11 protein-coding genes and 1 pseudogene are annotated in these 11,406 nt (G+C 68.0%); 8 read left to right on the forward strand and 4 right to left on the reverse strand.

What is annotated here, in order from left to right; genetic code table 11:
- Window positions 1-640 precede the first annotated feature (640 nt).
- Window positions 641-1,084, reverse strand: coding sequence for a hypothetical protein (locus ACNTAO_RS07480; protein ID WP_435161339.1), 444 nt, complete (start codon window positions 1,082-1,084; stop codon window positions 641-643).
- Window positions 1,085-1,192: 108 nt separating this feature from the next.
- Here ACNTAO_RS07480 and ACNTAO_RS07485 point away from each other — a divergent pair, with 108 nt between their 5' ends.
- Window positions 1,193-2,890: a cryptochrome/photolyase family protein gene (locus ACNTAO_RS07485; RefSeq protein WP_435161340.1), complete on the forward strand. Its 1,698-nt coding sequence runs from the start codon at window positions 1,193-1,195 to the stop codon at window positions 2,888-2,890.
- A gap of 8 nt (window positions 2,891-2,898) precedes the next feature.
- Here the strand turns inward: ACNTAO_RS07485 and ACNTAO_RS07490 are convergent, their stop codons facing one another.
- Window positions 2,899-3,141, reverse strand: a complete 243-nt coding sequence (locus tag ACNTAO_RS07490) for a DUF8151 family protein (protein ID WP_435161341.1) — start codon at window positions 3,139-3,141, stop codon at window positions 2,899-2,901.
- 145 nt (window positions 3,142-3,286) lie between these two features.
- Here ACNTAO_RS07490 and eif1A point away from each other — a divergent pair, with 145 nt between their 5' ends.
- The gene (gene eif1A, locus ACNTAO_RS07495) at window positions 3,287-3,577 is read left to right on the forward strand and encodes a translation initiation factor eIF-1A (protein ID WP_435161342.1); all 291 of its coding nucleotides are present in this window, start codon (window positions 3,287-3,289) and stop codon (window positions 3,575-3,577) included.
- 56 nt (window positions 3,578-3,633) lie between these two features.
- Window positions 3,634-4,557: an ATP-grasp domain-containing protein gene (locus ACNTAO_RS07500; RefSeq protein ID WP_435161343.1), complete on the forward strand. Its 924-nt coding sequence runs from the start codon at window positions 3,634-3,636 to the stop codon at window positions 4,555-4,557.
- A 15-nt stretch (window positions 4,558-4,572) separates the two neighbouring features.
- On the opposite strand, the gene ACNTAO_RS07505 is transcribed toward ACNTAO_RS07500, so the two are convergent.
- A complete protein-coding gene (locus tag ACNTAO_RS07505; RefSeq protein WP_435161344.1) occupies window positions 4,573-4,950 on the reverse strand; it encodes an Hsp20/alpha crystallin family protein in 378 nt (125 codons plus the stop codon).
- Between the two features lie 111 nt (window positions 4,951-5,061).
- Here ACNTAO_RS07505 and gap point away from each other — a divergent pair, with 111 nt between their 5' ends.
- From gap to ACNTAO_RS07530, 5 genes are all read left to right on the forward strand, one after another.
- A complete protein-coding gene (gap, locus tag ACNTAO_RS07510; RefSeq protein ID WP_435161345.1) occupies window positions 5,062-6,114 on the forward strand; it encodes a type I glyceraldehyde-3-phosphate dehydrogenase in 1,053 nt (350 codons plus the stop codon).
- A gap of 48 nt (window positions 6,115-6,162) precedes the next feature.
- Entirely contained in the window at window positions 6,163-7,377 is a 1,215-nt protein-coding gene (locus ACNTAO_RS07515) for a phosphoglycerate kinase (protein ID WP_435161346.1), read from the forward strand.
- Window positions 7,378-7,727: 350 nt separating this feature from the next.
- Window positions 7,728-8,447 carry a UMP kinase gene (gene pyrH / locus ACNTAO_RS07520; RefSeq protein ID WP_435161347.1) on the forward strand — a complete coding sequence of 240 codons (720 nt, stop codon included), beginning with the start codon at window positions 7,728-7,730 and terminating at the stop codon, window positions 8,445-8,447.
- Window positions 8,444-10,123 carry a lysine--tRNA ligase gene (lysS, locus tag ACNTAO_RS07525; protein WP_435161348.1) on the forward strand — a complete coding sequence of 560 codons (1,680 nt, stop codon included), beginning with the start codon at window positions 8,444-8,446 and terminating at the stop codon, window positions 10,121-10,123. The genes pyrH and lysS overlap by 4 nt, the downstream gene beginning before the upstream one ends.
- Window positions 10,124-10,441, forward strand: coding sequence for a DUF7573 domain-containing protein (locus ACNTAO_RS07530; RefSeq protein WP_435161349.1), 318 nt, complete (start codon window positions 10,124-10,126; stop codon window positions 10,439-10,441). It begins immediately after the preceding gene.
- 337 nt (window positions 10,442-10,778) lie between these two features.
- Here ACNTAO_RS07530 and ACNTAO_RS07535 read toward each other — a convergent pair.
- Window positions 10,779-11,406: pseudogene (locus ACNTAO_RS07535) on the reverse strand (malate synthase); the annotation flags it as partial.

Raw genomic sequence — 11,406 nt, forward strand, 5'->3', positions numbered from 1 at the left:
CCCGGGTGTCGGGCGGTCGTATTCACGCACGCTCTACCGACCTATACGAGCGAATCGGCTGGGGAGGGTGTGGCGAAGTGGTGTCCGGATGTCACGGAGTCTTGTTGCTCACACAGTCACATATGTATAGAACCGGCCCGGGAGGGGGTGGCGAAGTGGTGTCCGGGTGTCACGGAGTCGTGACCGTCACAGCCGTTCCATCGGCGTATGCGAGCGAATCGGTTGGGGAGGGCGTGGCGAAGTGGTGTCCAGAGGTCGTGACGTCGTCTCGGTACCCACGGTGTGTCCGTACGTCGCGTCGTCGTCCATCCACCGCCCTAGAGACGTTGACGTGGGAGTTCGGTGTCGTGGCTCCGACCTTCAAGCGCGTATTTCGGTCCGAACCGACCGCAAGAACGAGGATGTTATTTGTGTCTCGGGTAGTCCGGCGTCGTCCGCGGTCGCGCCTGCCATCGGTCGCACCCTCGTGGTTCTCGTCGGGGGTCGTCGGTGGACGCGGCTGCGTCCTCCCTAGGTGAGACGTGACTGAACGGCCCGATCGGATCGAGCAAACGATCGACAGAGCAGCGGCCGGAGTCGAGTACCTGCGAGGAGACGACTGACCGCGAAGATCGGCGCGGTCCCGCGTGCACCCGACGTCTCAGTCGTCCTCGAGCGCCTGCGCGATGCGCTGGAGCTGGCGAGTCGCGTCCCGGACCTCGTCGCGGAGCTGGCGGACCTCGCGGACGAGCTCCTCGTTGCCGGCACCGTCGTCGCCGCCCTCACCGGGACGACCACCGCCCATGCCGGGCGGCCCGCCCGCACCGCCAGGACCACCGCCGCCCATCATCCCGGACATCATCTGCGCGAAGGGGTTGCCGCCGCCACCGCCGCCACCCATCCCCGGCGGGCCGCCGCCGCCCATCATTTCTTCGGGGTCGGGCCGCTCACCCTCCTCGCGTTCTTGTTCGCGTCGCTCTCGGATCTCTTCGACCCGCTCGCGGAACGACTTCTCCGTCTCGTCGTCGGTGGCGTCCTCGTCGGCCGCGTCCGACGCCTCCGCGGGCGGCTCCTCGTCCGGCTCTGGGGTCTCGTCGTCTGTCATGCCTCGGCGTTCGTGTCGGGGTCCGAAAAGGGTTGGTTTCTCCGGTCGGCGCGGGTCGCCGGGTGGCCTGCCCCCGAAGCTATACCGCTCGTGCCCGTGTAATGTACTGTGACCGAGACGACGCTGTGGCTGCTCGGCGACCAGTTGAACCTCGAGCTCGACGCGCTCGAGGACGCCGACGACGTGCTGCTGATCGAAGCGTACGACTTCGCCGACCGACGGCCGTACCATACACACAAACTGACGCTCGTCTTCTCGGCGATGCGGCACTTCCGGGATGACCTCCGCGAACGCGGCCACTCGGTGACGTACGTCGAGGCGGACTCGTTCGGGGCGGGAGTGGAGTGTTACCTGGCAGACAACCCCGACGCGACACTCGAACTCATGCGGCCGGCGAGCCACCGAGCCGGCGAGGGACTTCGCGACCTCGTCGAGTCGAAGGGCGGGTCCGTGCGGCTGCGTGAAAACGAGCTCTTCTGGACGTCGCCGGCAGACTGGCGGGCGTGGGCCGACGAGCCGGCCGACGACGAGCCGCTCGTGGCCGACGACGGCACCGCAGCACAGACCTACCGCCAGGAGCACTGGTACCGACACGTTCGGCGAGAGACGGGCGTCCTCGTCAACGACGGCGAGCCGGTCGGCGGCGAGTGGAACTACGACGACCACAATCAGGAGACGCCACCGGCCGACTGGGAGCCGCCGGCCAGACCCGTCTTCGAGCCGGACGCGCTGACACGCGAGACGCACGAGTGGGTGTGTGACCGATTCGACACGTGGGGGACGTCGTCGCTCGACTCGTTCGCGTGGCCGGTGACGCGCGCGGAGGCGCAGGCCGCGCTCGACGACTTCCTCACGCGTCGGCTCCCCGCGTTCGGTCGGTACGAGGACGCGATGGTGGGCGACGAGCCGTTTCTCGCGCACTCGCTGCTCTCCCCGGTGATCAACCTCGGCCTGCTGAACCCGCGCGAGCCGGTGCGAGCGGTCGAGGCGGCGTACGACGAGCGAGGCGTCGAACCGGGCGCGTACGACCCGGACGCAGCCACCGGGGATACGGCGACTACGCTCGACGCGTTCGGCGAGAGGGACGAGGCTGTCGGCAACACGGGCGATTCGGGTGACAGCAGGGGCAGCCCGAGCGGCGAGGATCTCCCACCGATTCCGCTCAACGCGGCCGAGGGATTCATCAGGCAGGTGCTCGGGTGGCGGGAGTTCCTCAGGCACGTCTACCGCGAGGCCATGCCGGAGCTGGTCGAGGCGAACCAACTGAACCAGACCGAGTCGCTGCCGTCACTTTACTGGGACGGCGACACCGACATGGAGTGTCTCTCGGAGGCAGTCGGCCACGTCCGCGAGTACGGATACGCCCACCACATCGAGCGGCTGATGGTGCTCTCGAACTTCGCGCTCGTGTACGGCGCCGACCCGGGCGAGCTCAACGAGTGGTTCCACCTCGGCTTCGTCGACGCCTACCACTGGGTGACGACACCGAACGTGGTCGCGATGGGCTCGTTCGGCACGGACGTCCTCTCGTCGAAGCCGTACGCCGCCTCCGGCAACTACATCAACCGCATGAGCGACCACTGTGCGTCCTGTCCGTACGCGGTGTCTCGGACGACCGGCGAGGGGGCGTGTCCGTTCAACGCGCTCTACTGGGACTTCCTGGAGACGAACGAGGAGACGCTTCGCGGGACCGGTCGGATGGGACTGATGTACTCACACGTCGACAACAAAGACGAGGACGAGTGGGAGGCGATCCGCGAGCGAGCCGAAGACGTCCGCGAACTCGCCGCAGACGGCGAGCTGTAGGCGGTGGGTTACGCGTCGACGAGGGTGCGGATCCGGGGAAGCGCCTGTTCGTACCCGAGTGCGACCACGCCGACGTAGAGCGCGAGAAGTCCCATCACCAGCGCCCAAAGAGCGACGACGAGCTCGCCGTTCGCTGCGCCGGCGGCCGCGGCGCGCTCGAGTTCGACACCGATGAACGACGCTGCACCAGACCCGACGACGATTGCGAGGAGTTCGACCAGTTCGACCGCGAACTCCGGAATGCGTGCCATGACCCAGCGGCGGTGACGCGGCGGCATAGTCGTTTCGACCGCGCCGTCACGCAGTGACGACCGACCGAACGGAGCGGGTGGCGGCGTGAGCCGCGGCGACCCGGAGAGTTGGGCTTTTATCCGGCGGCACACTAGTGATCGTCACATGACCGACGGAGACGGTGAGCAGCAGCGTGACCACCGGATGCCCGGCGACGACGAGGTGTTCGCCGAGGTGCTCGAGATGCTCGGCGCCAACCGCGTACAGGTGCGCTGTGCGGACGGTACGGAGCGAACCGCCCGCATACCCGGACGCATGCAAAAACGCGTCTGGATCCGCGAGGACGACCTCGTCCTCGTCGAGCCGTGGGACTGGCAGGACGAGAAGGCCGACATCACCTGGCGCTATGAAAAGAGCGAGGCCGAACAGCTCCGCGCGGAGGGGCACCTCCGGTGAGCCGATCCCGCCGTCCGCCGACGAGGCGACCGGGTCGGCCACAGCGCCGCTGAGCGATGGACGATCGACTTCGACTGGCGATGTCGACCGCCGCGGAGACGTACGAGCGAATTCGCGGCCCGCTCGAAGAACGCGGTATCGACGTCGACTACGTCCAGCCGACCGGTCGGGCGTTGCCCGTCGCGGGCGAGGAGCACGTGGCGAAAGACGGGGGCAACGCGCCCGACGCCGACACACTCGACGCCGATGGGTTCGACGTCGGGTTCGTCTACCCGTCACGCCTGATGGAGGGGGCCGTCGTGGCGACCCGGCTCTCGGTCCCGTGGGTGAACGATCGCCGGGCCGTCGTGACCTCACGAAACAAAGCCGGCGTGCTGGCGACTCTCGCCGACGCCGGGCTCCCGGTCCCGAAGACGACGCTGATCTCGAACCCCGTCGACGAGGAGACCGTCCTCGAGGCGGCATCGACGCTGTCGTTCCCGGTGGTAGTGAAACCCAACTCTGCGACCCGCGGCGTCGGTGTCGCGAAGGCGGCCGACGTCGACTCGCTGCTCGGCGTCACGGATTACCTGAACCTCGTCCACGATTACCGGGCGACCGGCGACAAGTCGTACCTGCTCCAAGAGTACCTCCCCGAGGCGCGAGACTATCGAGCGATGGTCGTCGACGGCGAGTGTGTGGGCGGGGTGCGTCGTGAACTGTCGGCCGACGCTCGCGACGCCGGCCGGTGGAAACACAACGTACACCGGGGGGCGACCGCTCGGGGCGTCGACCTTGACGACCGAGTGCGGGCCCTCGCCGAGCGGGTCGCGGCGGTGCTCGACGTCGACTACCTCGGAGTGGACCTCCTCGAGAGCGACGACCGTCTCGTGGTCTCCGAGACGAACGCGCGGCCCACGGTCGACGACGCGGCGAAGTACGACGACGGATTTTACGACCGACTCGCGGGGCTCGTTCGGCAGACGGCGGCCGACGGGTGAGACGACAGAACGTCGTCAGACGACGTCGATCGGGGACGTGTCGTCGTCGCGGTCGAACGTGACCTCGAGAACGCCGTTGTTGAACGTCGCCTCGCCGGAGCGTTCGTCGACGGTCGCCGGCAGCTGGATCGTCTCGTCGTACTCGCGTCGGTCGGAGGCCGCAGCGATGGTGAGTGCGTCGCCGTCACACTGCACCGAGAGCTGGTCTTTCGAGACGACCGGGAGGTCGGCGACGAGCCTGACGGTCGTGTCCGTGACGTACGCGTCGACGTGCGTCTCGGAGCCGAATCCGGCGTCGTCGCTCGGGGGCTGGCTCCCCGCCATCTCGTTCATCATCCGCTCGATTTCCTCGAAGAAGTCGCCGAATGGGTCGTCTCTGTCGTCGCGGTGCATACGCTGTATACAGGCGGTCTCACCGATAAGACTTCTGTCGATCGTGTTGAAAGTTGCCATGGCGCGGGCAACTCGGGCGGATTTAAGTGCGTGCACGTCGCTTCTTCAGTTATGAGTAAATCCTATCTGGCCGCCGGTTCGGAGGTCGCCGACGACGACGTGGTGCGTGTCGGACTGAACGGGTTCGGTCGCATCGGTCGAAACGTGTTCCGTGCGCTGCTCGAGACCCCCCGCGTCGAACTCGCAGGGATCAACGACGTGATGTCGTTCGACGACATGGCGTACCTCGCGAAGTACGACACGGTGATGGGACGGCTCGACGGCGTCGACGTCGCCGACGACACGCTCTCCATCGGCGGGACGTCCGCCCCGCTGTACAACGTCCAAGACCCTGCTGACCTCCCGTGGGACGAGTTGGACGTCGACGTCGTCCTCGAGTGCACCGGTATCTTCCGGACGAAGGCGGACGCGAGCGCCCACCTCGAAGGCGGCGCCGACACCGTGATCATCTCGGCTCCGCCGAAGGGCGACGAGCCGGTCAAACAGCTCGTCTACGGCGTCAACCACGACGAGTACGAGGGCGAAACCGTCGTCTCGAACGCCTCCTGTACGACGAACTCCATCACGCCCGTCGCGAAGGTGCTCGACGACGAGTTCGGCATCGAGGCGGGGACGCTCACGACCGTCCACGCGTACACCGGCTCTCAGACGCTCATCGACGGGCCGAAAGCGAAGAAGCGCCGCGGTCGCGCCGCCGCCGAGAACATCGTCCCCACTACCACCGGGGCCGCCGGTGCTGCCCAGGAAGTGCTTCCCCAGCTCGAGGGGAAGATCGACGGGATGGCGATCCGCGTGCCGGTTCCGACCGGGTCGATCACGGAGTTCGTCGTCAGCCTCGACGCGTCGGTGACCGCCACCGACGTCAACGATGCGTTCCGCGCTGCTGCTGATGACGGGCCGCTCGCGGGCGTGCTCGGCTACACCGACGACGAGGTCGTCTCGAGTGACGTCACGGGACTGCCGTTCTCGAGTTACGTCGACCTCCAGTCGACCAACGTCATCGCCGACGGCGACCTCTTGAAGATCCTCACGTGGTACGACAACGAGTACGGCTTCTCGAACCGGATGCTCGACATGGCCGCGTACGTCCACGACGAGGCGTAAGCGCCGACGCTCGACTGACACTCGCGACGACAATACACAGGTTCACCCATGCCATCGTTCCCCACCATCGACGACATTCCGGCCGACTCGTGCGTGCTCGTTCGTCTCGACCTCAACTCACCGATCGAAGCCGGCGAGCCCCAAGACAACCGGCGGTTCGAACGCCACGCGGTGACCGTCGGTGAACTCGCCGACGCCGGCCACCGAGTCGTCTGTCTCGCCCACCAGGGTCGGCCGGGCCGCGACGACTTCACCTCGCTGTCGGGCCACGCCAAGATCCTCGCCGATCACGTCGATCGCGACGTCGCGTTCGTTCCCGACACCCACGGCGAAGCGGCGACCGAGGCCATCGACGCACTCGCCCCCGGCGAGGTGCTCCTCGTAGAGAACACCCGCATGTGTGACGACGAGTTGCCGGAGGCGTCCCCCGAGACGAAAGCCGACACCGAGTACGTCCGCACACTCGCTGCGCACGTCGATGCGTACGTCAACGACGCCTACTCGGCGGCACACCGCAAACACGCCTCGCTGGTCGGCTTCCCGCTCGCGTTGCCCGCGTACGCCGGACGAGTGATGGAGGCGGAGTACGAAGCCAACACGGCGATCGGCCGCAAGTCGTTCGACGGGCCGGTGACGATGGTTATCGGCGGAACGAAAGCGACCGACGTGATCGGCGTGATGGACGCGCTCGAGGGGACCGTCGACCGGTTCCTGCTCGGCGGGGTCGCCGGCGAGCTCTTCTTGCGCGCTGCCGGTCACCCGGTCGGATACGACCTCGACGGCATGGACCTCTTCGACGATCAGTGGGAGACGACCCACGAGACCGTCGAGCGCGTCCTCGACGAGCGCGGCGACTCGATTCACCTCGCGAGCGATCTGGCGTACGAGGGTGCCGACGGCGACCGCGCCGAGGTGCGCGTCGAAGCCATCGACGAGAAGACCGACGCGTACCTCGACGTCGGCAGCGAGACCGTCGCCGACTACGAGCCGCGCATCACCGACGCGGACGCCGTCTTCGTGAAGGGGGCACTCGGCGTCTTTGAGGACGAACGGTTCGCCGACGGAACGGTCGGCGTGCTCGAAGCGATAGCCGAGGCGGACTGCTTCTCCGTCGTCGGCGGCGGCGACACCTCGCGAGCGATCGGGATGTACGGGCTCGACGAGGACGACTTCTCGCACGTCTCGATAGCGGGTGGCGCGTACATCCGCGCACTCACCGGTGAGCCGCTCCCCGCCGTCGAACTGCTCCAGACGGACGACTGAGCGACAGACGGACGACTGATTCGGTGGCGCGCGCCTCGTGAGGTCGCCGGAGGCGGGCTCGCGAGCGCGCGCGAGGGATGAGCGAGGGAGCGAAGCGACCGAGCGAATCGGCTGGGGAGGGGGTGGCCAAATCGTGCCCGGGTGTCGCGCGGCCGTCTCGGTCATATAACCACGACCAACGTATCGAATCGGCTGGGGAGGGTGTGGCCAAATCGTGCCCGGCGGTCGCGCGGCCGTCTCGATTACACCGCCATCGACATATGCGTATCTGGCCCACACCATCGAACCGGCCACGGTCTGCCGTCGTCGCTTGATAATCCTTAAGCCGGCAACAACGCTATTTCGCCGCAATGAGAGTCGTCGTTTCTATCGGGGGGAGCGTCCTCGCCCCGGAGCTTGACCCCGACCGCGTCGTCGCCTACGCCGACGCCCTTGAGCGGCTGTCGGCGGAGGGCTGTGAGCCCGCCGCCGTCGTCGGCGGCGGCGGCGTCGCCCGCGAGTACATCACCACCGCGCGCACCCTCGGCGCGAACGAGGTCGAACTCGACGAGCTGGGCATCGGCGCGACCCGACTCAACGCCCGACTGTTGATCGCCGCGCTCGGCGAGACCGCGGTGCCGGCGCCAACGACGGGGTACGACGACGCCACCGCGGCGATACGTCGGGGCGCACTTCCAGTGATGGGCGGGATGGCCCCAGGGCAGACGACCGACGCCGTCGCAGCCGCCCTCGCCGAGTCCGTCGACGCCGATCTCCTCGTCTTTGCGACCGGCGCCGACGGGGTGTACGACGTCGACCCCAACGAGCACGCCGATGCGACCCGGTTCGACTCCCTCTCGCCGGCCGAACTCGTCGACGTCGTCGTACCGATGAGCCGGGACGCCGGCTCCTCTGCGCCGGTCGACCTCCTCGCGGCGAAGCTCGTCGACCGCGCCGGCATTCGGTCGGTCGTGCTCGACGGCGACGACCCCGCCGCCGTCGTCGACGCGATACTCCACGGCGACCACACCGGGACGAACGTGATCCCCGCAGACAGCACACCCCCAGCGGCGTGGACGGAGGAACGATGACCGGCGACAGCGAGGACGACTCCCCGCACATCCTCGCCGGTGAGACCGACTCCGAGGCCCGTCACGACTTCTGGGCCGACGTCGTCGCCGACCGGATCGAAGCGCGCGACCCGTCGGACCCGATCGTGATCAAAGGCGGCGTCTCGCCCTCTGGCGTCGCCCACGTCGGGAACGTCAACGAGGTGATGCGGGGGTACTTCGTCGCCGAGGTGCTCCGCGAGCGGGGCCACGAGGTCCGCCAGCTGTTCACCTCCGACGACAAGGACCCGCTCCGGAAGCTGCCGCGGAAGCTCGCGAACGCCGACGGCGAGGTCGTCGGGCTCGGGGACGTCGACGCCGGCGCACTCGGGCGCAACCTCGGGAAGCCGTACACCGCGATCCCGGACCCGTTCGGCGAGCGCGAGTCGTACGCCGCCCATTTCGCCGGCCTGCTCCGGGCCGACGCAGACCGCCTCGACGTCCCGATCGAGATGGTGTCGAACACCGACCTGTACGCCGACGGCGACTTCGACGAGGCAGTTCGAACGGTCCTCTCGGAGCTCGACGTCGTCCGCGAGACGCTCGGCGCGTACCAGGACAAAGTCGACGACACGTACGTACCGTTCAATCCGGTGTGTGCATCGTGTGGACAGATCACGGAGACAGTCACCGACGTCGACCTCGCCGCCGGGACCGTCGAGTACGTCTGTACGGACCTCACGCTCGACGACGACGTCGTCGAGGGGTGTGGTCACGAGGGGACGGCGACGTTTCGAGAGGGGAAGCTCCCGTGGCGGCTCGAGTGGCCCGCCCAGTGGGACGTCCTCGACGTGGACTTCGAGCCGTTCGGGAAGGATCACGCCGAGGGGTCGTGGCCGTCGGGCGTAGACCTGGCACGGCGCGTCTTCGGCATCGAGCCACCGATTCCGATGGTGTACGAGTGGTTCACGCTCGACGGCGCCGCGCTGTCGTCGTCCGCCGGCAACGTCGTCACCGTGCCCGAGCTGCTCGAGCTACTCGAGCCGGCGGTCGTCCGGTTCTTTTTCGCGCTCCACCCGAAGCGGGCGCGCGACCTCGACGTCGAGCGGATCGACCAGCTCGTCGACCGCTTCGACCGCTTCGAACGGGCGTACTTCGGTGAGGTCGACGATCCGGACCTCGCCGGGTTCGCCGAGCGGGCGTACCCGATCGTCCGCGGCGATCCGGACCGCCCGACCGACGCCGACCCGGCGGACCGCGTTCGGCTCCCCTACACCTTCGCGGCGGTCCTCGGCATGGTCGAGGACCCGGCGCTGCGCGAGCAGCTGGCGCGTGACGAAGGGCACCTCGACGACGACACCCCGGCGTGGGCGGTCGAGGAGGCACTCGGTCGCGTCGAGCGTGCGCGCACCTGGGCCGAGCGGACCGACAACGCGTACAACTACCGGCTCCAGACCGACCTGCCGGCGGTCGCTCTCGACGACGACGTGGCTGCCGCCCTCGACGACCTCGCCGATTTCGTCGCGGCCGGCCACGACGGCGAGGCGATCCAAGCGGCGATGTACGAGACGGCCCGCGACCACGACGTCGAGGTGAGCGACTTCTTCGCGGCGGGCTACCGGCTCTTTTTCGACCAGCCGCAGGGACCGCGGCTCGGTGAGTTCCTCGGTGAGCTCGAGCGAGAGTACGTCGTCGCGAGGCTCAGACGGGAGGCCTGAATGCCCTCGGACCGGTCGCTCGACGAGTTCGTCGAGACCGACGGTGAGAGCGATGACACCGGCGACGGCAGCGAAGCGACCGATACCGGCAACGGCAGCGAAGTGGTCGACACCGGCGACGGCAGCGAAGCGGTCGACGACACCGAACCGAACGACAGCGACACCGCGCCTCCCAGCGACGTCGACGGCGACGTCGAGCCTGCCACGCCGACCGCTGCGTGGACGGCCGAAGACACGTGTGGGCGGTGTGGCAAGCCGACGCAGCGCTCGTGGTACGAGGACGGCACACTCGTGTGTTCGGAGTGTAAAACGTGGTGAGGGCGGTCGCGGTGAACCAGACGACCCGGATGATTCGCTCTCGTACGTGTACGGTGGTCGTGTGACCGAGACGCCCGCGCGATACCCGGGCACGATTTGGCCACACCCGCCCCAGCCGATTCGATACGTTGGTCGTGGTTATATGCCCGAGACGACCGTGCGACCGCCGGGCACGATTTGGCCACCCCCTCCCCAGCCGATTCGCTCGGTCGCTTCGCTCCCTCGCTCATCCCTCGCACGCGCTCGCGAGCCCGCCTTCGGCGACCTCACGAGGCGCGCGCCACCGCAGGGATGATTGGGGTAAGAGGTACGCGCGTGCGGTCTATGTGACCTGCGCTCAGGTACCGACTGCCATCGCGCGCTCGACGACGTCTTCGCCGTACATCTCGACGAGTGCTTCGTGTTGGTCCGGCCGGTTCTCGTAGACGTCCTGGAACAGGGCGATCGGCGTCATCGCCGCCTGGTAGGTCGCTTCGTCCCACATGCGGTCCGTCGCGATGGCGACGTCGACCTCGTCGATCCGAAGCGTCGCCGACCGCTCCATCGCGATCGCGCCGCGGCCGGCCGCCTTGGCCGCCTCGAACTCCTCCATCGAGTCCACGACGTCGTCCATGCTCGGAACGTACGCGGTCATCTCGAGCAGCGTTTCGTGTAGCTCGTCTCCGTCGAGCGTCTGTGTGGAGCCGTCGACCACGAGCTCGTACGTGTCGCCCGTCTCCACGAGCGACACGTCGGTGCCGTCGTACGTCCAGACGCCGTCTCGGGAGTCGAGTTCGACCTCGGTGTCGCCGGTATCGAAGAGCCAGCTCCCGGTCTTCGGCGGGAGCGGCGATTGGTTCGCCTCGACGACCTGTCCGGGCGTCAACGACCAGATGCCGAGCATGCCTTTCGCCTGGTTGTCACGCATGCGCTCGTGGTAGCCCTCGACGTCGCGGATGTCGTCGTAGGGGCCGTCGACGGCGATA

Origin of the sequence: Halorubrum zhoui, assembly GCF_051194155.1 — an archaeon.
Taxonomy (GTDB): Archaea; Halobacteriota; Halobacteria; order Halobacteriales; family Haloferacaceae; genus Halorubrum.

Bases quoted from the DNA above. Each gene is read 5' to 3' on its own strand.
- ACNTAO_RS07480 (WP_435161339.1), bottom strand. From the start codon at position 1,084: ATGACAGACGACGAGACCCCAGAGCCGGACGAGGAGCCGCCCGCGGAG.
- ACNTAO_RS07490 (WP_435161341.1), bottom strand. From the start codon at position 3,141: ATGGCACGCATTCCGGAGTTCGCGGTCGAACTGGTCGAACTCCTCGCA.
- eif1A (WP_435161342.1), top strand. From the start codon at position 3,287: ATGACCGACGGAGACGGTGAGCAGCAGCGTGACCACCGGATGCCCGGC.
- ACNTAO_RS07500 (WP_435161343.1), top strand. From the start codon at position 3,634: ATGGACGATCGACTTCGACTGGCGATGTCGACCGCCGCGGAGACGTAC.
- ACNTAO_RS07505 (WP_435161344.1), bottom strand. From the start codon at position 4,950: ATGCACCGCGACGACAGAGACGACCCATTCGGCGACTTCTTCGAGGAA.
- gap (WP_435161345.1), top strand. From the start codon at position 5,062: ATGAGTAAATCCTATCTGGCCGCCGGTTCGGAGGTCGCCGACGACGAC.
- ACNTAO_RS07515 (WP_435161346.1), top strand. From the start codon at position 6,163: ATGCCATCGTTCCCCACCATCGACGACATTCCGGCCGACTCGTGCGTG.
- pyrH (WP_435161347.1), top strand. From the start codon at position 7,728: ATGAGAGTCGTCGTTTCTATCGGGGGGAGCGTCCTCGCCCCGGAGCTT.
- lysS (WP_435161348.1), top strand. From the start codon at position 8,444: ATGACCGGCGACAGCGAGGACGACTCCCCGCACATCCTCGCCGGTGAG.
- ACNTAO_RS07530 (WP_435161349.1), top strand. From the start codon at position 10,124: ATGCCCTCGGACCGGTCGCTCGACGAGTTCGTCGAGACCGACGGTGAG.